The following is a 25,737-nucleotide window of genomic DNA, read 5'->3' as shown; positions in this document are numbered from 1 at the left end:
ATGAGCGCTCGTCACTCACGTCTAATTATTTTAGGCTCAGGCCCAGCAGGTTACAGTGCTGCAGTTTATGCTGCTCGTGCAAACTTAAAGCCAACTCTCATCGCAGGTTTACAACTTGGTGGTCAATTAACAACTACTACTGAAGTCGATAACTGGCCTGGTGATCCAGAAGGTTTAACTGGCCCCGCACTTATGGAACGTATGCAAGCACATGCTGAACGTTTTGGAACAGAAATTGTATATGACCATATTAATGAAGTAGACCTTAGCGTTCGCCCATTCGTTCTCAAAGGCGATATGGAAGAGTTTACTTGTGATGCATTAATTATTGCGACTGGTGCAACAGCTCAATATTTAGGTCTAGAGTCTGAAGTAAAATTCATGGGACAAGGTGTAAGTGCTTGTGCAACTTGCGATGGTTTCTTCTATAAAAACCAAAAAGTAATGGTTGTGGGTGGTGGTAACACTGCTGTAGAAGAAGCACTATATCTTTCAAATATTGCATCTCATGTAACATTAGTTCACCGTCGTGATTCTTTACGTTCAGAAAAGATTCTACAAGATCATATATTTGAAAAAGAAAAAGAAGGAAAAATCAGCATTCTTTGGAATAATCAAGTTGATGAAGTACTTGGTGACAACACAGGTGTTACATCTGTCCGCCTAAAATCAACAACTGATGAATCAACTCAAGACGTAGATGTTCAAGGTCTATTTGTTGCAATTGGTCACAAACCAAATACAACAATGTTTGAAGGTCAATTAAACTTACGTGACGGCTACATCCAAGTTCAAAGTGGTACTTCTGGTAATGCAACTGCAGCATCTATTCCAGGTGTATTCGCAGCTGGTGATGTTGCAGATAGTGTTTATCGTCAAGCAATTACTTCAGCAGGTTCTGGTTGTATGGCGGCACTTGATGCAGAAAAATATTTAGATGGTTTATCTGACTAATTTTCATTTAAATTCAAAAATATAGAAAACCACCTAAATCGGTGGTTTTCTTTTATTCACAAATCATTTATAACTACAAAAGTTACTGATAAAAACTCAATGAAAACAGCAACTAAATAATCGTATAAATAAAGTTAAAAATAACAAACTGCCACAATATAAAAAGGATCATACAATGACAACACATTGGACCAATGGTTATCAAACTGAAGTTAACTATACCTATGGCTATTACAAAGAGTTAAGTCCTAACTATCAAAAATTCTGCTTATTGCTAAATGGTATAGATACCCCAAAAGAAACCGAAGGTCATACACATTGTGAGTTAGGTTTTGGACAAGGTGTTAGTTTAAATATCCATGCTGCAAGCCACTTAGGACAATTTTTTGGGACTGACTTCAATCCAGCTCATGCTGCCCATGCCAATATGCTTGCAGAACAAGCTCAGACTCATCAACGCTTTTATGACCATAGTTTTGAGGAGTTACTTTCAGAAGATCTACCTCTTTTTGATAGTATCAGCTTACATGGTATTTGGAGTTGGATTAGCTATGAAAACCAACTCATTATTTTAAAATTCATTCGAAAATTCCTAAAACCAAATGGTGTCGTTTATATCAGCTATAACTGCGTGACAGGATGGGCTGCAAATATGCCAATTCGTGAACTTTTTTATAGTTATTTTAAATTTAATAGTACAAGTACAAATCCAATTCAAAAAGTGAAAGAAGCTTTAGAATTTAGTGAAAAGCTTCTAGAACAAAAACCAACTTTTTCTATTAATAATCCCAATGCACTCTCACGGCTACAAGAATTAAAAAATAGTAACCCAAATTATTTAATTCATGAATATCTTAACCAAGATTGGCAATGTTTTTCATTCCAACAAATTGTTAGATTATTTGATGAAATCAAGCTCAGTTTTGCAGGTTCAATCGATTTAAATACAAACTTAGATAAAATTAACTTAAGCGAAGCACATCAGGCATTTTTAGAGCAAATTGAACATCCTATTTTTAAAGAACAATGTCGCGATTATTTCAATAATACTCAATTTAGAAGAGATCTATTTATTCGTGGAAAAGTCAGCCTAACACCTTCGCAAATACAAGAACGATTACGTAAAACTCCTTTCTCATTGTTATTAGCACCAGAACTTCATCCAAAAACAATAAAAGGACATTTAGGTGAATTTGACTTATTGCTAGATATCTACCAGCCTTTAGGTGAATGCTTTAAAAAAGCAGAATATCAACCATTAACTATCGAAGAAATTGAAAAGCAATTACCAAATCTGAATTATGTAAAAATTCTCAATGCTCTCATAATTTGGTGCCATTTAGGAATTGCTCAACCATGTATGAATCAACCAACAGAAGAAATTATTAAAAGATCACAAGCACTTAATCTCTATATTTTAGAACAAGCAAGTTTTCATCATAATTATCAAGCTTTAACCAATCCTTATTCTGGAATGGGTATTTTTACAGATAATATTACTCAATTATTATATAAAGCACATTTTATGTATGAAATGAAATCTGTAAATGATCTTGCTCAATTTGTACAAAATACACTTTCAAATTTAGGTTGGTATATTCTTAACTCAAAAGGTGATGCTATTTCAAATACAAATGAAAGCTTAAAAATTTTAAAAGGAAAAGCAAAAACCTTCATGGAAAGTGACAGTATCAAAATTGCAAAAAAATTAAGACTCTTTTATTAGGATTGAATTATTACATTATCTTTCGTTAGTATTGATTGATCGAATATAAAAATTTTGCCAAATCATATGCTATCCCAATCACAGTTCATATTTCCAAATCCTTCAGAAGTCGATTCTGAAGGAGAGGGTCTTATTTGTATAGGTGCAGACCTATCCCCTTCTACGTTATATGAAGCATATACACACGGACTATTCCCTTGGTTTTCAGAAGGCGAACCTATTTATTGGTGGTCTCCAGAACCTAGATGTGTGATCAATCCAAATCATTACAAGCCAAGTAAATCTTTGCTTAGAAACATGAAAAAGTTCAATTATAAAATTACCATCAATCATGCATTTGAAACCGTAATTCGTTCTTGCTCGCTTCCTCGTGCATATGCTAATGAAACATGGATCAGTGAAGATATCATTCAAGCCTATTGTCAAATGTTTAAATATGGCTATGGATACAGCATTGAAGTATGGGAAAATAACAAAATTGTTGGTGGATTATACGGTATCAATATTGGACAAGGCTGCTTTGGTGAATCTATGTTTAGTACTCGTACCGATGTATCTAAAATGGCTTTTTATACTTTAATGTTGATTGGTAACGAGAATCACCTTCCATGGATTGACTGTCAACTTGTAAATGAACACTTACTTAGCTTAGGTGCTAGTACAATTTCTCGCCAAGATTATCTAAAATCGTTACAAATTGTTGTAAATGAAACACCTATAGATTGGAAAAAATATCAAGACAGTGTATTTTCAAGTAAAAGCATCGCAGAAAATAATGCTTTATTCATAAAATGAAAAATAAAGAGGGAGCTTGATATGAATTCTTATGAACCTAAATCATTGCTCAATGAATTACAGTACTACATTACGCCACCTCATGATTGTAGCTATTTGGAAAATAAATCATCTCGTATGGTATTTCTAGACCCAGCACATAAAATTGATGTTGTTACACTTTCTGAACTTTCGCGTGTGGGATTTAGAAGAAGTGGAGATTTCACATATAGACCAGAATGCCATCTATGTCGCCAATGCCTATCTTCTCGCGTGCCTGTTGCAGAATTTATAATGAATAGCAGTCAAAAAAAGGCGTATAAAAAGAATCAGGATTTACGTTACACCATTACATCTACAGTCTATGCTAATGATCAGCATTATGAACTTTATGAACGCTATATCATTGCACGCCACTCAGATGGTGATATGTATCCACCATCACGAGAACAATTTGATAAATTTTTAGTACAAAGTTGTACCGACAGTTTTTTTATAGAGTTTTGGCTTGACCAAAAGTTAATAGCTGTATCAACTTGCGACCAGCTCGATGATGGAATTTCTGCTGTTTATACTTTTTTTGATCCAGAAGAAAGTCATCGCTCTTTGGGAACTTTTGCTGTTCTCCAACAAATAGAATATGCTAAACAAATTGGACTTCAATATGTCTACTTAGGTTACTGGGTTCCACATTCCAAGAAAATGAACTATAAATCTCAATATATTCCACTTGAATTACTTCTAGATGGTCAATGGCGAAAATTAAATAAAATATTAACTGAGGATGAAATCAATCAATTGGGTAACTCATTGATGACTACTCTACCCTCTGGTTGGAATAGCCCAATTATAAAATAAAGATCAATGATTATTTAAATAAGCTAGCAAAATCATCACTACAAGATTTCACCATAATAACTGCATGCTCTCGTGAACCATCTGGATTCGGATAATAGTTTTTTCTAAGATCTATTTGATGAAATCCAGCTTTTTCATATAAAGCAATAGCAGCAACATTACTTTCTCTTACCTCTAAAAATATTTGTACTGGGCTATTTTTAAGTAGGTTTATTGATTCTTCTAATAATTTATAACCATAACCCTTACCCTGAAAATCAGGATCGACAGCCATTAATAGCAAATTTGCTTCATCTAATACAGGTTGTAAAATGCAAAAGCCTATTACTTTTCCATCTTCTTCAATAACTGTACTTTGATAAGTTTGTACAGCCTCCTCGAACTGCTTCATTGTCCAAGGATGTGTTTGAACTTTATATTCAATATTAGTTACCGATCTAACATCAGTATTATTCATTAACCGAATCATCTTCGTTAACTTATTTCAATTGTAATGGTCGCATTATATTAATTTCTTCGCAAAAATTGATATAGCTCACAGCCTTAATTGCACTAAATTCAGACATAAAAAAAGGCATCCTAAAAGGATGCCTTTTTCACACATTTAGTGATTATGCAATTACTTTAGCAACTACACCAGCACCAACTGTACGACCACCTTCACGGATCGCGAAGCGTAAACCAGCGTCCATTGCGATTGGGTGGATTAATTCTACTGACATTTCTACGTTGTCACCAGGCATAACCATTTCTACGCCATCTTTAAGAGAGATAGCACCAGTTACGTCAGTTGTACGGAAGTAGAACTGTGGACGGTAACCGTTAAGGAATGGAGTATGACGACCACCTTCTTCTTTAGAAAGTACATATACTTCTGCGTCGAATTTAGTATGCGGTTTGATTGCACCTGGTTTAGCAAGTACTTGACCACGTTGAACGTCTTCACGTTTAGTACCACGTAGAAGAACACCACAGTTCTCGCCCGCACGACCTTCGTCAAGAAGTTTACGGAACATTTCTACGCCAGTTACAGTTGTTTTAACTGTATCTTTAATACCAACGATTTCAACTTCTTCGCCTACTTTAACGATACCAGTCTCAACACGGCCAGTTACAACTGTACCACGACCTGAGATAGAGAATACGTCTTCGATTGGCATTAAGAATGCTTGGTCGATAGCACGCTCTGGCTCTGGAATGTAAGAATCAAGCGCTTCAACAAGAGCAACAACTGCGTCTTCGCCAAACTGACCAGCTTCACCGTTAAGTGCAGCAAGAGCAGAACCACGGATAACTGGAGTGTCATCACCTGGGAAGTCATAAGTAGAAAGAAGTTCACGAACTTCCATTTCTACTAATTCAAGTAATTCTTCGTCATCAACAAGGTCGCATTTGTTTAAGAATACAACGATGTATGGTACACCTACTTGGCGAGAAAGAAGGATGTGTTCACGAGTTTGTGGCATTGGACCATCAGTCGCAGCACATACAAGGATCGCACCGTCCATTTGAGCAGCACCAGTGATCATGTTTTTAACATAATCGGCGTGTCCTGGGCAGTCTACGTGAGCGTAGTGACGAGTTGGAGAATCGTATTCTACGTGTGAAGTATTAATTGTAATACCACGTGCTTTTTCTTCTGGTGCAGAGTCGATTGCAGCGTAGTCTTTAGCTTCACCACCGAATTTCTTCGCACAAACAGTTGCGATTGCAGCTGTTAAAGTAGTTTTACCATGGTCAACGTGACCAATTGTGCCCACGTTAACGTGTGGCTTATTACGTTCAAACTTAGCCTTAGCCATGAGATCTTCCTTTGTAAACTACTCATGGAGGATCGCTCCATGAGCACTTGGTTTTTTTAAAAACTATGAGTTAGTGGGGCTTATAGTAATCGAAAGATTACTCGTCGTCACCTTTTTTACCGCCAGACTGGAACTTAGAAATGATGCCTTCAGCCACGTTACGTGGAGTTTCAGCATATTTAGCAAATTCCATAGAGTAAGTTGCACGGCCTTGAGACATAGAACGCATTTGAGTCGCGTAACCAAACATCTCAGCAAGTGGAACTTCTGCACGGATTGCTTTAGTACCACCAGGTAAATCGTCCATACCTTGAACCATACCACGACGACGGTTTAAGTCACCCATGATATCGCCCATGTAATCTTCTGGAGTTTCTACTTCAACTTTCATGATAGGTTCAAGAAGGATAGGATCCGCTTTCATGAAACCATCACGGAAGGCATAAGAACCCGCCATTTTGAACGATAATTCGTCAGAATCGACATCATGGTAAGAACCATCAAATAATGTCGCTTTGATACCCACAACAGGGTAACCAGCAAGGACACCATTCTTCATACGTTCTTGAATACCTTTGTCAACCGCGCCGAAGAATTCTTTAGGTACAACACCACCTACAACTTCTTCAACGAATTCGTATTCTTTACCAGCTTCGTCAACATCGATTGGTTCTAAACGAACGTATACGTGACCGAATTTACCTTTACCACCAGTTTGACGTACGAATTTACCTTCTTGCTCAACAGATTTTTTGATCGTTTCGCGGTAAGCAACCATTGGTTTACCAATGTTCGCTTCAACGTTAAATTCACGTTTCATACGATCAACAAGGATGTCAAGGTGAAGCTCACCCATACCTGCGATGATTGTTTGACCAGATTCTTCGTCAGTGCGAACACGGAACGATGGATCTTCTTTTGCCAAACGGCCAAGCGCGATAGACATTTTCTCTTGGTCAGCTTTAGTCTTAGGCTCAACAGCTAAAGAAATTACTGGCTCAGGGAATTCCATACGTTCTAGAGTAATGATGTTTTTCTCATCACAAAGTGTATCACCAGTTGTAACGTCTTTAAGACCTACACATGCAGCGATGTCACCAGCGCGGATTTCTTCAACGTCTTGACGTTCGTTTGCATGCATTTGCACGATACGACCAATACGCTCACGTTTCGCTTTAACTGGGTTGTACACTGGGTCGCCTTGTTTAAGAACACCAGAGTAAACACGTACGAACGTTAAGTTACCTACGAATTTGTCATTCATGATTTTGAACGCAAGCGCAGAGAACGGAGCTTCGTCAGATGCTTCACGAGTCGCTTTAGTTTCAGCTTTGTCATCAAGGATACCCTCGATCGCTTTAACTTCAGTCGGTGATGGAAGGAAATCAATCACAGCATCCAACATACGTTGAACACCTTTGTTCTTGAATGCCGAACCACAAAGCATCGGTTGAATTTCACATGCTAAAGTTTGAGCACGAAGACCAGCGATGATTTGCTCTTTCGTCAAATCACCATTGTTTAGGTATTCATCCATCAATTCTTCAGATGCTTCAGCCGCAGCTTCAACCATGTTAGTACGCCATTCTTCAGCAGTATCAACTAGGTCAGCTGGAATCTCACCGTACTCAAACTTCATACCTTGAGATGCTTCATCCCAGATAATCGCTTTCATTTCGATAAGGTCAATAACACCTTGGAAGTTATCTTCAGCACCTACTGGGATAACAACTGGTACAGGGTGAGCACCTAAACGCGTACGCATTTGCTCAACAACGCGGAAGAAGTTTGCACCTGTACGGTCCATCTTGTTCACGAATGCTAAACGAGGTACTTGGTACTTGTTTGCTTGACGCCATACAGTTTCAGACTGAGGTTGAACACCACCTACAGCACAGTAAACCATACATGCACCATCAAGAACACGCATAGAACGTTCAACTTCAATTGTGAAGTCTACGTGTCCTGGGGTATCAATTACGTTGATACGGTGTTCTTGGAATTGTTTAGCCATACCAGACCAGAAACAAGTCGTAGCAGCAGAAGTAATGGTAATACCACGCTCTTGCTCTTGTTCCATCCAGTCCATTGTTGCTGCACCGTCGTGTACTTCACCTAGTTTGTGAGATACACCTGTGTAGAACAAAATACGTTCAGAAGTAGTGGTTTTACCAGCATCGATGTGTGCAGAGATACCAATGTTACGGTAACGAGAAATTGGGGTTTGACGAGCCATGATTTCTAGCATTCCTAAATTTTGTTTGTTTAAAACAGGACGCACCAATGAAACATTGATGCGTACGGATACTCAGTACGTTTTGTGGGTAAATTAAATACCCGCAAATCCCCCACTTGGGTAAAGTGCGATATTAAATCGAGCCACTGTACGCATGAGTATTCTCCTGATTAGGGACTGTTTTATCCGCTTAGAAACGGTAGTGAGAGAAGGCTTTGTTGGCTTCAGCCATACGATGCACATCTTCACGTTTTTTGATCGCTGCGCCTTTACCTTCAGATGCATCAAGCAACTCACCAGCAAGACGTAAAGCCATAGTTTTTTCAGAACGCTTAGCTGCAGCATCTACTAACCAACGCATCGCTAAAGCAGTACGACGGGATGGGCGTACTTCCATAGGAACTTGATAAGTAGCACCACCAACACGGCGTGCTTTTACTTCGACCATAGGACGAACTTTTTCAAGAGTAGTCTCAAAAAATTCAACTGGGTCTACTTTTGATTTTTCTTGAACGCGATCTAAAGCACCGTAAACGATACTTTCAGCAATAGATTTTTTACCATCTTGCATTACGTGGTTCATAAATTTAGCGATTGTTTGGCTGCTGAATTTCGGATCCGGAAGGATTTCACGAGCAGCGACTACGCGACGTCTTGGCATTTTAATACTACCTATAAATATGACACTTCAGGTTTATCCAGCCGTAGCACAAAGTGTCATGTGCTTTTCGCTGGCCTTACTATACGTCGCTTGAATTTTTACAAAAAATGCAGAAATCAGACAAGCGAGACGGTAAAGGATTGCAGTTCTAACAGTCTTAAGATGAAATCTTTTAAAGATTATTTCTTAGGACGTTTAGTACCGTATTTAGAACGAGACTGGTTACGATCTTTAACACCAGCACAGTCTAAAGAACCACGAACGGTATGGTAACGTACACCTGGTAAATCTTTAACACGACCACCACGGATAAGAACAACACTGTGCTCTTGTAAGTTATGGCCTTCACCACCGATGTAGCTAGATACTTCAAAACCTGAAGTTAAGCGAACACGGCAAACTTTACGCATTGCTGAGTTAGGTTTTTTAGGTGTAGTTGTGTAAACACGTGTACAAACACCACGACGTTGTGGACAAGCCTTCAACGCAGGAACTTTAGATTTTTCAACTAAAGTTGTACGACCCTTACGGATCAACTGATTTGTTGTTGCCATTTGGCAATTCTCCCGTTAATAAAAAGCCCCAAAAAACTACTACTTTTTGAGGGCATGCAATTGTATTCCAAGATAAGAAAATGGTCAATATTCGGTATTTATAATGAATATTGATCATTTTCCAAAAAAAGCCACAACACACTGATTATTATAAAATTATTTACCAGCATCCTTCTTGTTCGATTTTTTTGTTACTCTTTTTATTGCTTTTTTACTTTCCTTCACTATTTTCAACATCAGATTTATTCAATTGTTTTATTTCATTTTCTTTTAATCCTGTCACTTCAAGTAAATCTTTTTGATGCCTTTTATCTTTATGCTTAAATTTCGCCCCATTTAAAGCCTGTTTATTTTGTTCTGCATTTTCACTTATCTCACCTCTTGTCATTTCATTTTTTTCTATTTCTAGAGATCTATACGATAATTTTTCACTTTTTATTTGAACACCAATTGCATTTGCTTTCTTTTTAATCTGCAAAGATTTCTCATATGCAGTAATAATTGAAAGAGAAGCATCTTTATGTGCAAGTAAATAACGTCTTGCATTAGAAAAGACTTCTTGTGCCTTATTATTTACATCATCAACAAGTTGCCAACTATAGGTTGCACTAATTGAAGCACCAATCACAGGACTTAATTTAGATAAAGCAGAAATTTTAGGAATATATTTTAACCATTCATACTTCGCTTCTCCTTGCGCATTTAATAACATTTTTCTTAATAATTCGATATCATTAGTTGAGCCCAATAGTGTTTGTAATTGATCAATATCATGTGTTTTAAGCATACTTGATATTGCTCTCAACCCCATTAAAAGTGTCTGCTTTTCAGCCAATATACCTAGATTAATCTGTCTAAAAATATATTGAACAATATCTTGCTCTTCTTCTTCATTTAGTTCAAAACCATAAGAGCGTCCGACTTGATATATTGTTTTCAACGCTAAAATAATTGATATAGGAATATCAATAGATGAACCTACAACACCTGTTGCCCCACTCAAAGCACCTTGAACAGATGCAATCCATTTATTTTGCTCAACCAATGCCAAACTTAAACGTTTAGAGCGATCAACATCTTGTGTTAACTCTTCTAAATCTTGAATGCCTGCTTGATCTAATACTGCATCAACTGAGCTAATTTGATTCGTGAATTTATTGAGTCGCTCAAAAAAATAGTCTGAAACTTTATCTGAAAGCTCTGGTGATACCATATTTGTCACTTTATTAAATGTACCGTAGTGGCGACCTAATAACTGTTGAGATATAACAGGGACATAATTACGTAAAATTTGTTGTGGCTGATTATCATAAAATTGAAATGCAAGTTTTGGGCTTGCAATACCATCTATAGTTTTAGATTCATCTACAGGGTCATTTTGCTTATAAACTTGATTTATTTTTGTTTGGTTTACAAGCTCTATACCCGCACTACTGAGCTTTTTAGCCACTCCTAACGCATTTGATAGGAATCCTCTTGAAGGATTATTATTAGATTTTTCCATTCGCCCCAACCCTTTATAATCTCGATTTATACCTAGTAAATACTAGGCATAGTCTAGATTTATCTCAACTTAATTCTGTTTATTTTAATAAATTAACAAGATTAAAGTAATTAACTAGGTAAAGTCTCAATAGGCATCATATTTGCCATAAGAATTCAAAAATCTTTCTGCTATTATGTCTCTTAATTTATAAACTCAAGGATGGCTTGAGTTCAGATATGAATTTTAATATCTGAATCAGCTTACTCCCCAGTATCATGACCATAAAGGGATATGTTAGATGAAACGTGTTGTAATCACAGGCATGGGTATTAACTCATGTATTGGTAATACTTTAGAAGATGTGAATCATTCATTACAAAATGGTATTTCTGGGACACGTTTTAACCCAACTTATGCTGAACTAAATTTTAAAAGTCATGTTAGTGCCGCTGCTGAACAAAACTTTGACAATATTGACCGTCGTGCAAAACGCTTCATGGGCGTATGCGCAATGTATGCCTACAATGCCGCTGTCGCTGCCGTTGAACATGCAGGCTTAACTGCAGAACAATTGGCTGGTAATCCTCGTTACGGTATTACTGGTGGCTCAGGTGGTGGTTCAACTGCCTCTGTTGTTGAAATGAATGAATTATTGGAAACAAAAGGCGCACGTAAAGTAGGTCCTTTCTTTGTTCCTCGTAATATGACAAATACGATTACTGCAAACGTAGGCGTTGCATTTAAATTACAAGGTGTTGCTCACTCTATTACGAGTGCATGTGCAACATCTGCTGATGCTATTGGATATGCATACAACCTAATTCAACTTGGTAAGCAAGATCTTATGCTTGCTGGTGGTGGTGAAGAAGACCATTGGTCACAAAGTTTATTGTTTGATGCAATGGGTGCCTTATGTTCTAAATATAATGACACACCAGAAAGTGCATCTCGTCCGTATTCTGCAGACCGTGATGGTTTTGTTATTGCTGGCGGTGGTGGTTTCGTTGTACTTGAATCACTTGAACATGCTCAAGCTCGTGGTGCTAATATTTTAGCTGAAGTTGTAGGCTATGCTGCTAACTCAGATGGCGCAGATATGGTTGCTCCATCTGGCGAAGGTGCAACACGTTGTATCCTAATGGCTTTAGAAGAAGCAAAACAGCATGGCGTAGAAAAAATTGACTATGTAAATACACATGGTACATCTACTCCAGCAGGCGATATCACTGAACTTCAAGCAATGGGGCGTGCTTTTGGTGCCGGTAATGTTCCTCCTCTTAGCTCAACTAAATCTATGACTGGTCATAGTCTTGGTGCTGCTGGTGTTCAAGAGGCTATTTATTCTATTCTTATGATGCAAAATGACTTTATTGCACCAAACATCAATGTCACTCAACTTGATGAAGGTACAGAAGGCTATGACATCGTACTTGAAAAACGTGACGCAAAATTGAATACTGTAATGAGTAACAGTTTCGGTTTTGGTGGCGTAAATGCCTGTCTCATTTTCAAGAAATGGGAAGGCTAATCCACCCCATATAGGGTAAAAGAATGGATATAGCTTCTAATGCTTTCCTCTTCATGAAAGCATTTCATATTATTGCCGTAGTTTGTTGGTTCGCTGCTTTGTTCTACCTACCACGGCTATTTGTTTACCATGCAATGAGTGAAGATGCGATTAGCCATCAACGCTTTGAAGTTATGGAACGTAAGTTATATCGCGGTATTATGTGGCCATCAATGGTGATTACATTAATTACCGCCCACTTTCTTGTGGATTGGGGCGATGCAACTCAACATTATCATCAAGCAATGTGGTTTTTCATTAAAGTTGCTTTAGTCGGTTTACTGGTGATTTACCATTTTTTCTGTGGTTATTATCGTAAAAAATTGATTGGTAATGCGCACTATAAATCACATAAGTTTTGGCGTTACTTTAATGAAATGCCAACTGTAATCTTAATTGCAGTGGTGATTTTAGTGGTTGTTAAACCTATTTTTTAAGACAAAATAGAACAATAAAAAACCTCCAATTGGAGGTTTTTTATTGTGTATATAAAATTAATGATTATTCATTTTATGTACACGTGGCTTATAAAAATAATGGTACGTTGTCGCCAAAATAATTAACCATAATGGGCTAATAATAAGTGCTTTCAAGGTATCTGCTTCTAGACTTAAAATCACCAAAGCAAAAAGCAAGAAGGCAATCACAATATAAGACATCCAAATACCACCTGGCATTTTAAATTGTGATTTATCATGTAATTCTGGCTTTAATTTACGATAGCGGATGTAGCACACCATAATCAGTGCCCATATACTAATAAATAAAATTACACATAACGAACTTGCTAAAGTAAAAGCTTCAATTGTATTTGGAACAAAGTATTGAAATGCCGCACCAACCATAATAAAAGCACATGAAAAATATAAGCCTTTTGCAGGAACAGCACGTGGTGATAACAAACCTAATACTTTTGGTGCCTGTCCGCCTTGAGCCAAACCAAAGAGCATACGACTTGTTGAAAATACACCACTATTCATAGATGACATAACTGAAGATAAAACCACTAAATTCATAATAATGGCAGAAGTTGGAATACCTGCATGTAAAAATAAACTAACAAATGGACTTTGATCCGCAGGAATTTCAATCCATGGCGTTACGGCCATAATCATAAATAAAGAAAGAACATAAAATAGAATAATGCGTGTCGGAATTGCATTTACAGCTTTAGGTAAATTCTTTTCAGGATCCTTTGTTTCTGCTGCCATTGTGCCTAAAAGTTCAACCCCAACAAATGCAAACATCGCAATTTGGAAACCTGCTAAAAAGCCCATCGCACCTTTTGGAAACATACCACCATGTGACCAAATATTACTAAAGCTAGCAACTGAACCTGTAGGTGCTTGAAAGTGTGTAAACACCATATAAGCACCAATAACAATTAACCCAATAATGGCTAAAATTTTAATCAAGGCAAACCAAAATTCAATCTCACCAAATAACTTAACCGTAACTAAATTAATAAGTAAAATAAAAATGACACATCCCGCACTAATAAGTGCTTGCCCCATTGGCGTAAATGCCATTCCTTCGGGAAGCCAAAAACCTAAATAATTAATAATTGCGGCTAGATCAGCGATTCCAACTAAAATCCATCCAAGCCAATACGACCAACCAATATAATAACCAGCACCTGGACCAATTAAATCATGTGCCATATCAATGAATGATTTATAGTGTAAATTTGAAAGTAAAATTTCACCTAAAGCGCGCATTAAAAAGAAAAACATAAAGCCAATGATCATATAAATAAATAAGATCGAAGGCCCAGCTAAAGCAATTGTTTTACCAGAGCCCATAAATAGCCCTGTTCCAATTGCTCCACCAATAGCGATTAATTGTAGATGTCTATTTGAAAGCTTACGCTGTAATTCGTGTGGAGGGGATTTATCATTTATTTGATTGGTTCTGTTCATTAAAACATCCTTATAACCGTTATCAAAACAATCGAAAAATAGGATTTATATATTAATCCTCAAAGTCATACGATTGTTTAAAAACTGTAATCTTCCATTTTCTCTAAGTTCAAGATTTGTTTCTATAAGCAATTTGTAGTAACAAAAATTTATTCATTCTACGATCTCCATCGTGGTTTGCTATTATCATTTTACCAAAAATAAAGTCTGTCTAAAATTTGTATTTAGACAGACTAAACATCAAAACATCCCGTTCATTTGCTTATGCCGCATAGTCATATCTCTCTAAAGATAAACCTTCCGTTGATATTTCCGTCGACTTATCTAAAACCAAATCACTAATCAGTTTCCCTGAACCACATGCCATAGTCCAACCTAATGTGCCATGCCCTGTATTTAAAAATAAATTCTTAAATTTAGTTTTACCAATAATCGGTGTACTGTCTGGCGTCATTGGACGTAAACCTGTCCAAAAACTCGCTTGAGCCAAATCACCGCCTGGAAATAAATCTTGTGTCACCATTTCTAAAGTGCCACGGCGATCTTCATTTAAGCCTAAATTAAATCCACTGAGTTCAGCCATTCCACCTACACGAATACGTTCATCAAATCGTGTAATCGCAATTTTATACGTTTCATCCAATACTGTTGATTGAGGTGCATGACTTGGATCAACAATAGGAATAGTCAAAGAATATCCTTTCACAGGATAAACAGGTAAGTTCAGATCTAATGGTTTTAAGAAATCTCGTGAATAACTACCAAATGCCAAGACATAGCGATCTGCTTGTAAAAGTTCCCCATTTGAAATAACACCTTTTATTTCATTTCCTTCAATGACTAGCTTTTCAACATTTTGATTAAACTTAAAACTAACACCCATTTTTTTAGCATGCTCTGCTAAAGCGTTTGTAAAAAGATAACAATCGCCTGTTTCATCATTTGGTAAATGCAAACCACCAACTAACTTATCTTTGACTTCAGCCAATGCAGGTTCTACTTGCCCAAGCCCATCCCGATCTAATAAGGCAAAATCCACACCTGTTTCACGAAGTACTTCAATATCTCGCTGAACAGCATCTAATTGTGCTTCATTACGAAATACTTGGAGTGTTCCTTTTGCTCTATTTTCATAAGAAATCCCAATTTCTTCACGCAAATTTCTTAAGCAATCACGGCTATATTCTGCAACTCGCACCATACGCTCTTTATTAATTGCATAATGAGATGCATCACAATTTTTTAGCATTTGAGCAATCCACTGTAACTGCCACAAACTTCCATCAATATTCATCGCTAATGGTGCATGATGTTGAAACATCCACTTTACAGCCTTAAATGGAATGCCAGGTGCAGCCCAAGGAGTCGAATATCCTGGGGAAATTTGACCTGCATTACCAAAACTAGTTTCTTCAGCGGGGCCTGCTTGACGATCCAATACGGTTACTTCTGCTCCTTGCTGCGCAAGATAGTAGGCGCTTGCAACCCCAATTACACCACTACCTAATACGATCACTCGCATGGCTATATCCTCAAAAATATTATTAGTTTATTTACCTAGTATATTTTTACTTAAATAGTGAAATTCACTATTTTTTAAGGCATTATTAAAAGAAAGGAATAAGTTTTTATTTTAATAAAGACAAATAGCAGGGAAAATTAAATGCGTAAGCTAGATCGTATTGATCGCATGATTTTAGATATCTTGCAAAAAAATGGTCGTATTGCCATTAGTGAACTTGCAGCCAAAGTTAATCTGTCCACAACGCCTTGTTCAGAACGTGTAAAACGCTTAGAACGTGATGGAATTATTATGGGATATTACGCTCGTTTAAATCCCAATCTTGTTGAAAAAAGCTTATTGGTTTTTTTAGAAATTAAATTGTCCGCAAAATCTGGAGATGTTTTTGATCAGGTTGCAAAAGATTTAGTCGAAATTCCTGAAGTTTTAGAATGCCATCTTATTTCTGGCGAGTTTGATTATTTAGTCAAAGCGCGTTTAAAGGAAATGAGCGCTTATCGTAGATTATTAGGAGATTTATTAAAGAAACTTCCCTCTTCTGCTTCATCACATAGTTATATTGTGATGGAAGAAGTCAAAGAAACGCTATATTTAGATATTGAGTGAAATTCACTGTGTATTAGACATCCTTGTCTAAAAATACAGATAATACAATTACAGATATTGAAGTAAGTCAGAAAATTGCTGAATTCTAACTTTTGGATTCGCCTGCGTTAACTCATCTAAAGAGCCATATCCATATTCAACTGCAATCGTTTCAATCGCATTTTTTCGAGCACCTAAAATATCGTACTCACGATCTCCAACCATAATACATTCTTCAGGTTTTAAATTTTCTTGCTCAAGTATATAGGTAATTAAATCCCCTTTATTCGTCCGCTCACCACTTAATTCACTACCGTAAATTTCATTAAAATAGTGTGCTAAATTAAAATGCTCCAAAATTTGTTTGGCATAAATTGTTGGTTTAGCTGTCGCAAGAAATAACTGATATTTTTTTTCTTTTAACTTTTCCAAGGTTTCCACGACTGTGGGATAAACTTCATTTTCATATAAACCAATCGCTGAAAAACGTTCGCGATAGCCTAATAATGCTTGTTCTGCTAAATCATCACTCAAATCTACATTTAAAATTTTTGCTAAAGATGCTTTCAATGGTGGACCAATAATCCAATCTAAATTAGTACTGTCATCAACTGGATATCCTATTTTGTCTAAGCCATAACGTGCCGATGTAGTAATGCCCACTTTCGGATCAGTCAATGTTCCGTCTAAATCTAATAAGATATTTTTAATCACAGCATCACTCTTTTAACAAATCGATCAAAAAGACTATCGAGACTTTCAATATTTTTTCCTATACTACCCTAATTTTAAAATTTAAGGATATGCTTGTGCGTCCTACTGTCATTTGTTTTTCAGGATTAGATCCATCTGGTGGAGCAGGTCTACAAGCCGATATTGAAGCCATTGGACAAAGTGGTGCTCATGCTGCTATTGCATGTACAGCATTAACGATTCAAAACTCTCAACAAGTTTTTGGTTTTGAGGCGACCTCAAAAGAATTACTACTTGCTCAAGCGAATGCCGTCGTTGGTGATCTTCCAATCAAATGTGTTAAATCTGGCATGTTAGGTACAACCGATAATATTGCAGCATTAGCAGAATTTTTAGCTCAACATCCAGAATATCTTTATGTACTTGATCCAGTCTTGGTTGCTAATAGTGGCGGCTCATTAGGAAATCAAGAAACATTAGTCAAAGCATTTGCGCAGCTTATTCCATTTGCGACAGTAATTACGCCCAATACTGTAGAGCTTCGTGCTTTAACAGGTGAAAATGACCTAGATTTAGCAACACAAAAACTCTTTGCAATGGGAGCGAAAGCAGTCTTAGTAAAAGGTGGTCATGAAGATACGCCTGAATATATTCGTAATGCCTTATATATTCAAAATGAATTAGTTTCTGAAACGCGATGTCCACGTTTAGATGGTGAATACCATGGTTCAGGCTGTTCATTAGCAAGTTTTATTGCTGGGCGTTTGGCATTAGGTGATGATTTAAAAGTTGCCGTACATCATTCTGAAACATGGTTATTTGGTGTGCTTAAAAATGCTGAATCACCTGTAACCAATGGTCAAAAAATCCCGAAGCGTTTTTAATAAAGTAACCTTAAAGCTAAAGTAATATTTATTAAATCTATAATAAAAAATCAGCTTTCCATTGATTGAAGGCTGATTTTAATTATCCAAAATCGTTTCTAGAAAGTATTTCTTCTTTTTGACTCTTAAATTATTTAACTTTTGAAATATATTTTTTATTTTTAGTATTTCTATATAATCTTTGAAATATTTCTTATTCTTAACTCAAAAATAAGTGATAATATATGCACTTAAATAAAAAAAGAATACTCTAACTATAAATGAGATTATTATGAAAGGTACTATTTTAAATTACTCTACCCAAAATCAAACTGGTGAAATTTTATCTGAAGAACAACTACAGTATACTTTTTCAATTACAGATTGGTTTGAGACAGTTCAACCCACCATTGGTACAACGGTTAATTTTGAATTAGATGCAAATGGCTTAGTCACAAAAATTACTGCTATTACTCAACCAGTATTCACTAATGTTTCAAATACTCCTCTTCAAAAGCAGCAACATAATGAAGAAGATAATTACAACATGTTTAATTGGTTCGTAAAATGCTTAAAAAACTATGCTAATTTTAAAGATCGTGCTCGCCGTAAAGAGTATTGGCTTTTTACTTTAGTTTATTCATTAATCTCTTTAGGATTACTTATTATTGAAATAATATTATGGTCTTATCCAATTATAACTATTTTATTTATACTCGCAATGATCATACCGAGTTATTCTGTTTTAGCACGTCGCTTGCATGATATTAATAAATCTGGCTGGGCTATGTTCATTTCAATGATCCCTATTGTTGGCGGTATTATTTTACTTGTTTGGTTATGCACAGAAACAAAAAATGAAGATAACCAATGGGGTAAACCAGCTAAATAATAAAGCTATATTTATTATTAAATAACATTAAAAGACTTCTTTTTTAAATATTCTTATCTCTTCAAAAACTGCAGAATAATCTATATTTATGAAAGAAGTCTTTATCATCTAAACTAATGCTTAACTGATGAAGCAACTCTATTTATCACTGTCATTTTACTTTCATCTTTACGTTTACGATTTAAAATCACCAATAAAATAACACCAATAAAACCAACCACAGCAAGTGTTACCAATCCTGCCATATCGTTTTGCCAAACTCGATCCATCCAATTTTTTAAATTTGGTGCAACAAATCCACCTAAATTTCCCATTGAACCAATTAAAGCTGTACCAATTGCGGCTGCACGTCCTGTCAAATATTGTGTTGGTAAATTCCAAAATAAGGGCTGAACGACAATAAAACCAACAACAGCTAAACTAATAGTAAAAATAAATGGAAAAATATGAGTCATTTGAGTCGATAAACCAATTCCAATGACTGCACATGACAACATAATAATTGCCATAAAATTCCAGTTTTGCTTTTTATCTGCAATTCTCGTAATTAATGGAAGTAAAAATAAAGTAAATACCCATGGAATAGCACTATAAAATCCAACCTCTATTCCAACTTGTGTATGTAATAATTCTGCAAGTTTTGTTGGTAAGAAAAAAAGTACGCCATACACACTTAATTGAATGGCAAAATAAATAAAAACAAACCGCCAAACCATCCAATCAGAAAATACTTTTTGTGGTTTATTACTATCAACACGTTGTGTCTCAGGCATATCTTGTGCAAATGCTTGCTTTAACATTTGCTTTTCTCTTGTACTCAACCATTTTGCATCACTTGGCTGACTCACCAACATAAAAAATGCAATAAGCCCAACGATCACTGTCAATACACCTTGGACAATGAACATCCATTGCCAATTTTTAAAACCAAATGTGTAATTTGATTCTAATAACCATCCAGAAAATGGTCCTCCAAGCATTAAAGCAATTGGTACACCTAAGTAATACCAACCATATGCTTGCCCTCTAAATGCTTTTGGAAACCAATATGTTAAAAATAAAATAACACCTGGTGAAAACCCTGCTTCTGCTGCACCTAATAAAAATCTAAGAATATAGAAACTTGTCGAGTCCCGAACAAAGATCATTGCAATGGAAACAAGCCCCCATGTAATCATGATTCGGCTCAGCCAAACTTTAGCACCAACTCTATGCAAAATCATATTACTTGGGATTTCAAATAAGGCATATCCAATAAAGAATATTCCAGCGCCCAAAGCATATGCCGTGGCACTGATTCCAACATCAACTTCAATATAGTGTTTTACAAAACCAATATTTGAACGATCTAACATTGCCAAAGCAAACATTAAAACAATCAATGGCAATATACGAATCTTAATTTTACGAATAATTTGAGTTAATTCTGTATGCCCTGAAGACATCATTTCCTGAGTATTTTGCATATCAATCATCCTTTGATATGAACTATTTTAAGCTGATGAAACTTTTGTTTTAAATCAATCTCCCCTCTATAAAGAAGATTGATCTATCACAAGCATCATCACATTAGATTAGATACATCATTTTTTATTTTTCACGAAATAAATATTCTTGAATTGAAGATTCTTTCATTTCTATTGAAAAACCAGGTAATTTTGGTGGCATATATGCTGCATTTTGAATAACACATGGTTCAATAAAATGTTCATGTAAATGATCTACATATTCGGTCACTCTATCTTCTTTTGATGCAGAGAACCATAAATAATCAATCATAGACAAATGCTGAACATATTCACATAATCCTACACCACCAGCATGTGGGCAGACTTTGAGCTTATATTTTGCCGCCATGAGTAAAACAGAAAGAACTTCGTTGATTCCGCCCATACGACATGCATCAATTTGTACAATATCAATGGCTTCTCGCATAATAAATTGCTTGAACATAATACGGTTTTGACACATTTCACCTGTCGCAACTTGGATAGGTTGAATTGCCATACGAATTGCACGATGGGCTTCAATATCATCTGGAGATGTTGGTTCTTCAATAAACCATGGTTTTGCAAAAGCTAATTCTTTGACCCAATCAATTGCTTGATCACGCTCCCAAATTTGATTGGCATCAATCATTAACTGACGATTTGATCCAATAATTTCACGAGCAATTTTGACGCGGCGTTTATCTTCTTCAACATCACGCCCAACTTTTAACTTAATATAATTAAAGCCTTCATCTACTGCTTCTTGACATAAGCGTGCTAATTTTTCATCACTATACCCTAGCCAACCAGCAGACGTTGTATAACAAGGATAACCTTCTTGAAGTAATGTTTGTTCACGAAGTTTTTTACCTGCCTCATTCTTTTTCAATAATGCCAAAGCTTCTTCAGGTGTAATACAATCGGTTAGATATCTAAAATCAATACATGCAACCAATTGTTCTGCTGTCATATCAGCAACGAGTTTCCAAACAGGCTTAGCTTCACTCTTTGCCCATAAATCCCAAATTGCATTGACAACTGCGCCTGTTGCTAAGTGCATTGCACCTTTATCTGGTCCAATCCAACGGAGCTGACTATCAGAAGTTAAATGACGCCACATTTGTGCAGGGTCTTTTTTAATTTCTTCAATATCTAAACCGATAACTAAATGACGCATGGCTTCAATTGCAGCACAGCAAATTTCATTACCACGTCCAATGGTAAAAGTTAAACCATGTCCAGCTAATTCTTCATTTTCTGTTTTTAAAATTACATATGCAGCTGAATAATCTGGATCAGGATTCATTGCATCTGAACCATCTAATTGCTGCGATGTTGGAAACCGAATATCTAATACTTCTAAATCTGTAATTTTAAGCATTTTCACTCATTCCTTGTTTTATAGTTCTTCGTTTTTCAAGGACAAAAGCTCCCTAAGCACGAGAGTTTCATGCCTTAAAAAAATAGAGATTTAAGCTATTTTATTGCTTATTGAGCATTAATCACTTTTTGCTGTTGCTCACTCAATCCTTCAATACCTAAACGCATGGTTTGCCCAGCTTTTAAATATACAGGTGGCTTTTGTCCTAAACCGACTCCTGGTGGTGTCCCTGTTGAAATCACATCACCTGCTTGTAAACTCATATGCTGACTTAAATAGCTCACAATGGTTGGGATATCAAAAATCATCGTATTGGTATTACCATCTTGATAACGATGTCCATCAACCTCTAACCAAATATGTAATTGGTGCGGATTTTCAATTTCATCTTTCGTCACTAACCAAGGTCCTATTGGACCAAAAGTGTCACACCCCTTGCCTTTATCCCAAGTTCCTGTTCCTTCTAATTGGAAAGCACGTTCAGAAATATCATTAATGACGCAATAACCAGCAACATAATCCATCGCATCGTCTTTACTGATATAGCGACCATCTTTACCAATGACAACACCTAACTCAACTTCCCAATCTGTTTTTTGAGAATTTTTAGGAATTTCCACATCATCATTTGGTCCAACCACTGCACTGGTCCATTTATTAAAAACAACTGGCTCTGCGGGAACTTCCACACCTGTTTCAGCAGCATGGTCAGAATAATTCAATCCAATACAAATAAATTTACCAATATTTCCAACACAAGCACCTAAACGTACTTGATCAAAAACAATAGGTAATTGTTGAAGATCTATTTGGCGAATTTTTTCTAAATGATGAGCGAGCGTTTCACCATTAATATCTGAAACAATAGATGATAAATCACGTATTTTTCCATCTTGATCTAAAATACCTGGTTTTTCCTGCCCTTTTTGACCAAAGCGTAATAATTTCATTATTCTATCCTTAATTCATTGTTTTCATTAATTTGACCAACCACCATCAATCATATTGATCGTACCTGTCGTAAATGCCGATTCATCACTTGCAAGATATAAAGCTAAAGCTGCAATTTCTTCAGCTTTACCTACACGCCCCATGGGTTGACGTGCAACAAATTGCTGATAAACCTCATCTACTGTTTTATTTTGTTCTTTTGCCTGAGCTTCAATGCGTTGATGTAACGACGGTGACTCAACTGTTCCTGGGCAAATCGCATTACAACGAATACCTTGAGTAATATAATCAGCCGCAATTGCTTTAGTCATACCCAATACAGCAGCTTTTGTCACACTATAAGAAAAACGATTTGGTACACCTTTTATACTTGATGCAGCCGAAGACATATTAATAATTGAGCCTTTTTTATGCTCTAACATTGACGGTAAAAAAGCTCGAATCATGTCATACATTGAGTCAACATTAATTTGGAATGCTCTTTTCCATTGATTTTCATCACACTCTAAAATTGTTCCAGCAGGAACCCAGCCTGCACAGTTAAATAACACATCAACCGTTTTATATTTTTCTGCAAAAACTTGTATTTGCTTTGAGTCTGTTACATCTAAATATTCAATGACAATATTTTCTTCTTCGCTTTGTAATTCGTTAAGTAAATCAAGATTAATATCTGTCGCAATCACTTTTGCACCCTCTTTAGCAAATGCTAAAGCAGTGGCCCGACCAATTCCCTGAGCTGCGGCAGTGATTACACAAGTTTTATTTCGTAATCTCATACTTCTTTCCTTGTTTTACATTATAATTAAATCAAAGCCAAATTGGCTAGACCAAACAACTGGTCTAGCCAATTTATGTTATTTTTATTTTTTTGGCAAGACCAAATATTTTAAAAAGTTAGTTTTATGAAGCAAAATCGTCTTTACCAAAATATTGTGAATAAAATTCAAGAAGATATAAAAAATGGAATTTATCTTGTGGGTGCAAAGTTGCCACCTGAACGAGATTTAGCTCAACAATTAGGGGTAAGTCGTACATCTATCCGTGAAGCAATTATTGCTTTAGAAATTTTTGGTATTGTAGAAGTAAGACTTGGAAGTGGTGTTTATGTCCTTAAAACTCCAGATGATCTTTTGCCACAACCTCAAAATAATTTAGATCAGAATATTCATCCTCTTTTATTACCTCATTTAAAAGAAGAAGATTTCATTACGCCATTTGAAGTTTTAGAAGCACGTTTACATATTGAGCCGTATCTTGCCGAATTAGCTGCAAAAAATCGTACTACAGCACAATTGGAACAAATTAAAGAAGCATTTTTAATGAATGTGAATGACAACTTAGATCAATCATCAGATCATATTGGCGATCGCTTATTTCATATTCGAATTGCCGAAGCAAGTCAGAATAATGCTTATGGATTTTTTCTAAAATATTTATTGGGTCAACATTACACAGACATTTTTAGCCGAATGCGTACATTGTATACCCCAGAAGATATGCCTTTAAGATCACAATTTGAACATCAAGAAATTTTATTTGCAATTCAAAATCAAGATGCCATTGCAGCTAAAAATGCCATGAAAAAGCATATTCAAAATGTCATCAATATTTTTTCAAGAAAAATATAATTTTAGAATTATGTTCATTATTTTGGGTTCTTTCATAAGTGATCTACTCTTTTAAATAGAATAAATTCTTATGAAAGATCTCTTTTCCCCAAAAAGTATATTCCAATATTGGCTTAAATAAATAGACTAATCTCTTATTATTCAAAATATGATTAGTGTTATAACAGGCCTTTTTCTTTATACTTTAAATAATCTTCGCGTGATAAATCTAAATCAATTGATGCTTGATCTGGTTTATTTAGTGCAAGCTCATGTTGAATAGAAAATAGCATAAAATATGCAATTCTTATTTTTTTATTGTTCTCATTAATAAAATCGTTGTTCATAAAAAAATTTTCACCTTCTTGAATATTTGAATCTTTAAACTCTTTAAAATCGAAATCATCTAAACCAAATTTTAATTTAAGCATTTGTCTAAATTCAATTGTAATACTATAAATATATGCTTGCTTATATTCTATTAACTTATTTAATCTTGCTGTTTTTTTAGGATTAAAGTCACCAAATACAGCATAAAATACAATTACCATTAATCCCAATATTATTGATATTATAAAAAAATTTGTCGAAAATAAAATTAAAACAAGTATTAATAAAATACATATGAATAATATAATTTTTAAAGGTGTCAAAAATGGAACTTTAATATCATTAAAAATAGGATGATCTTGATACTCATCAGTTTCGTTAAAATCATCTTCTATTTTTTCTGAAAGCTCATGCAATAACCTATATGGAAAATCATCATCTCTAACTTTAATTTGTTTTATTGTAAAATTTTCAAAATATTCAAAAGACAATTCATCATCTATAAACATGAGGTCATACATGTTTTCTAATTCATCCTCTAATTGAATATATAAAAAATTATTATTAATTTTTAATCGCCAAAATTCAAAATACTGTTTTTCTTCAAATGACATTTCTGAAATTTTAATATTTAATGGCGGTAAAGGTGGTACTTGATTCAAATAATCCTGATACTGACTGATTGCCAATTTTTTAAATTCTGACCAAGAATTCTGCAAGCTGCTAATATGTCTCATAATTTTATATACATTTAATTTTTAGTGTCTTATTACTTTAATGTTTGTTATTTTTTAAGCAAAGAAAAATAAATGCCAAAAACTACATTTTTTCTCCACACAAAAAAACTATGATCAGTTTAACAAAATTACTCTCCATTTGAGAA

The 25,737-nt window shown here is 35.4% G+C and carries 24 protein-coding genes; 10 read left to right on the top strand and 14 right to left on the bottom strand.

Features of this window, described 5'->3' with window-relative positions; translation table 11 throughout:
- The 4 genes from trxB to AOY20_RS06950 all read left to right on the top strand — a co-directional run bounded on the left by trxB (position 1) and on the right by AOY20_RS06950 (position 4,312).
- A complete protein-coding gene (trxB, locus tag AOY20_RS06965) occupies positions 1–954 on the top strand; it encodes a thioredoxin-disulfide reductase (protein WP_054581186.1) in 954 nt (317 codons plus the stop codon).
- Between the two features lie 175 nt (positions 955–1,129).
- Positions 1,130–2,680 (top strand): methyltransferase regulatory domain-containing protein, encoded by a 1,551-nt coding sequence (locus tag AOY20_RS06960; RefSeq protein ID WP_054581185.1) that lies wholly within the window; start codon positions 1,130–1,132, stop codon positions 2,678–2,680.
- Between the two features lie 66 nt (positions 2,681–2,746).
- Positions 2,747–3,475 carry a leucyl/phenylalanyl-tRNA--protein transferase gene (gene aat, locus AOY20_RS06955; protein ID WP_054581184.1) on the top strand — a complete coding sequence of 243 codons (729 nt, stop codon included), beginning with the start codon at positions 2,747–2,749 and terminating at the stop codon, positions 3,473–3,475.
- A gap of 21 nt (positions 3,476–3,496) precedes the next feature.
- A complete protein-coding gene (locus AOY20_RS06950; protein ID WP_054581183.1) occupies positions 3,497–4,312 on the top strand; it encodes an arginyltransferase in 816 nt (271 codons plus the stop codon).
- Between the two features lie 10 nt (positions 4,313–4,322).
- Here AOY20_RS06950 and rimI read toward each other — a convergent pair whose 3' ends face one another.
- From rimI to AOY20_RS06920, 6 genes are all read right to left on the bottom strand, one after another.
- On the bottom strand, positions 4,323–4,781 hold the full coding sequence (rimI, locus tag AOY20_RS06945) for a ribosomal protein S18-alanine N-acetyltransferase (protein ID WP_054581182.1): 459 nt from the start codon (positions 4,779–4,781) through the stop codon (positions 4,323–4,325).
- A 142-nt stretch (positions 4,782–4,923) separates the two neighbouring features.
- On the bottom strand, positions 4,924–6,114 hold the full coding sequence (gene tuf, locus AOY20_RS06940; protein ID WP_054580458.1) for an elongation factor Tu: 1,191 nt from the start codon (positions 6,112–6,114) through the stop codon (positions 4,924–4,926).
- Between the two features lie 97 nt (positions 6,115–6,211).
- A complete protein-coding gene (gene fusA, locus AOY20_RS06935; RefSeq protein ID WP_054582556.1) occupies positions 6,212–8,350 on the bottom strand; it encodes an elongation factor G in 2,139 nt (712 codons plus the stop codon).
- Positions 8,351–8,540: 190 nt separating this feature from the next.
- Positions 8,541–9,011 (bottom strand): 30S ribosomal protein S7, encoded by a 471-nt coding sequence (rpsG, locus tag AOY20_RS06930; protein ID WP_054581181.1) that lies wholly within the window; start codon positions 9,009–9,011, stop codon positions 8,541–8,543.
- A gap of 179 nt (positions 9,012–9,190) precedes the next feature.
- Positions 9,191–9,565 (bottom strand): 30S ribosomal protein S12, encoded by a 375-nt coding sequence (gene rpsL / locus AOY20_RS06925; protein WP_002050319.1) that lies wholly within the window; start codon positions 9,563–9,565, stop codon positions 9,191–9,193.
- Between the two features lie 211 nt (positions 9,566–9,776).
- Positions 9,777–11,069, bottom strand: a complete 1,293-nt coding sequence (locus AOY20_RS06920; protein ID WP_054581180.1) for an EcsC family protein — start codon at positions 11,067–11,069, stop codon at positions 9,777–9,779.
- 280 nt (positions 11,070–11,349) lie between these two features.
- On the opposite strand from AOY20_RS06920, the gene AOY20_RS06915 reads away from it, so the two are divergent.
- Together AOY20_RS06915 and hemJ are read left to right on the top strand one after the other, a co-directional pair.
- Positions 11,350–12,579 carry a beta-ketoacyl synthase N-terminal-like domain-containing protein gene (locus AOY20_RS06915; protein ID WP_054581179.1) on the top strand — a complete coding sequence of 410 codons (1,230 nt, stop codon included), beginning with the start codon at positions 11,350–11,352 and terminating at the stop codon, positions 12,577–12,579.
- Positions 12,580–12,602: 23 nt separating this feature from the next.
- Positions 12,603–13,055, top strand: a complete 453-nt coding sequence (gene hemJ, locus AOY20_RS06910; protein WP_054581178.1) for a protoporphyrinogen oxidase HemJ — start codon at positions 12,603–12,605, stop codon at positions 13,053–13,055.
- A 57-nt stretch (positions 13,056–13,112) separates the two neighbouring features.
- Here the strand turns inward: hemJ and AOY20_RS06905 are convergent, their stop codons facing one another.
- On the bottom strand, positions 13,113–14,537 hold the full coding sequence (locus AOY20_RS06905; protein WP_054581177.1) for an amino acid permease: 1,425 nt from the start codon (positions 14,535–14,537) through the stop codon (positions 13,113–13,115).
- A 262-nt stretch (positions 14,538–14,799) separates the two neighbouring features.
- Positions 14,800–16,059: a D-amino acid dehydrogenase gene (locus tag AOY20_RS06900; protein WP_054581176.1), complete on the bottom strand. Its 1,260-nt coding sequence runs from the start codon at positions 16,057–16,059 to the stop codon at positions 14,800–14,802.
- 141 nt (positions 16,060–16,200) lie between these two features.
- On the opposite strand from AOY20_RS06900, the gene AOY20_RS06895 reads away from it, so the two are divergent.
- The gene (locus AOY20_RS06895; RefSeq protein WP_054581175.1) at positions 16,201–16,665 is read left to right on the top strand and encodes an Lrp/AsnC ligand binding domain-containing protein; all 465 of its coding nucleotides are present in this window, start codon (positions 16,201–16,203) and stop codon (positions 16,663–16,665) included.
- Between the two features lie 48 nt (positions 16,666–16,713).
- Here the strand turns inward: AOY20_RS06895 and AOY20_RS06890 are convergent, their stop codons facing one another.
- Entirely contained in the window at positions 16,714–17,358 is a 645-nt protein-coding gene (locus tag AOY20_RS06890; protein WP_054581174.1) for an HAD-IA family hydrolase, read from the bottom strand.
- Between the two features lie 95 nt (positions 17,359–17,453).
- Here AOY20_RS06890 and AOY20_RS06885 point away from each other — a divergent pair, with 95 nt between their 5' ends.
- Together AOY20_RS06885 and AOY20_RS06880 are read left to right on the top strand one after the other, a co-directional pair.
- Positions 17,454–18,221 (top strand): hydroxymethylpyrimidine/phosphomethylpyrimidine kinase, encoded by a 768-nt coding sequence (locus AOY20_RS06885; protein WP_054581173.1) that lies wholly within the window; start codon positions 17,454–17,456, stop codon positions 18,219–18,221.
- A 271-nt stretch (positions 18,222–18,492) separates the two neighbouring features.
- Entirely contained in the window at positions 18,493–19,092 is a 600-nt protein-coding gene (locus tag AOY20_RS06880) for a DUF805 domain-containing protein (protein WP_054581172.1), read from the top strand.
- 113 nt (positions 19,093–19,205) lie between these two features.
- Here AOY20_RS06880 and AOY20_RS06875 read toward each other — a convergent pair whose 3' ends face one another.
- From AOY20_RS06875 to AOY20_RS06860, 4 genes are all read right to left on the bottom strand, one after another.
- On the bottom strand, positions 19,206–20,558 hold the full coding sequence (locus tag AOY20_RS06875; RefSeq protein ID WP_227510368.1) for an MFS transporter: 1,353 nt from the start codon (positions 20,556–20,558) through the stop codon (positions 19,206–19,208).
- Positions 20,559–20,682: 124 nt separating this feature from the next.
- The gene (locus AOY20_RS06870; RefSeq protein WP_054581171.1) at positions 20,683–21,963 is read right to left on the bottom strand and encodes an L-fuconate dehydratase; all 1,281 of its coding nucleotides are present in this window, start codon (positions 21,961–21,963) and stop codon (positions 20,683–20,685) included.
- A gap of 107 nt (positions 21,964–22,070) precedes the next feature.
- Positions 22,071–22,913 (bottom strand): fumarylacetoacetate hydrolase family protein, encoded by an 843-nt coding sequence (locus AOY20_RS06865; protein ID WP_054581170.1) that lies wholly within the window; start codon positions 22,911–22,913, stop codon positions 22,071–22,073.
- Positions 22,914–22,940: 27 nt separating this feature from the next.
- Complete coding sequence (locus AOY20_RS06860; RefSeq protein WP_054581169.1) at positions 22,941–23,693, bottom strand: SDR family oxidoreductase; 753 nt, start codon at positions 23,691–23,693, stop codon at positions 22,941–22,943.
- 126 nt (positions 23,694–23,819) lie between these two features.
- Between AOY20_RS06860 and AOY20_RS06855 the strand changes: the two genes are divergently transcribed.
- Positions 23,820–24,545: a FadR/GntR family transcriptional regulator gene (locus AOY20_RS06855; RefSeq protein WP_054581168.1), complete on the top strand. Its 726-nt coding sequence runs from the start codon at positions 23,820–23,822 to the stop codon at positions 24,543–24,545.
- Positions 24,546–24,703: 158 nt separating this feature from the next.
- On the opposite strand, the gene AOY20_RS06850 is transcribed toward AOY20_RS06855, so the two are convergent.
- Positions 24,704–25,591, bottom strand: coding sequence for a hypothetical protein (locus tag AOY20_RS06850; protein ID WP_054581167.1), 888 nt, complete (start codon positions 25,589–25,591; stop codon positions 24,704–24,706).
- Positions 25,592–25,737: the final 146 nt, after the last annotated feature.

Origin of the sequence: Acinetobacter equi (assembly GCF_001307195.1) — a bacterium.
Classification (GTDB): domain Bacteria; phylum Pseudomonadota; class Gammaproteobacteria; order Pseudomonadales; family Moraxellaceae; genus Acinetobacter; species Acinetobacter equi.
This window is presented reverse-complemented; position numbering and strand designations above follow the sequence as displayed.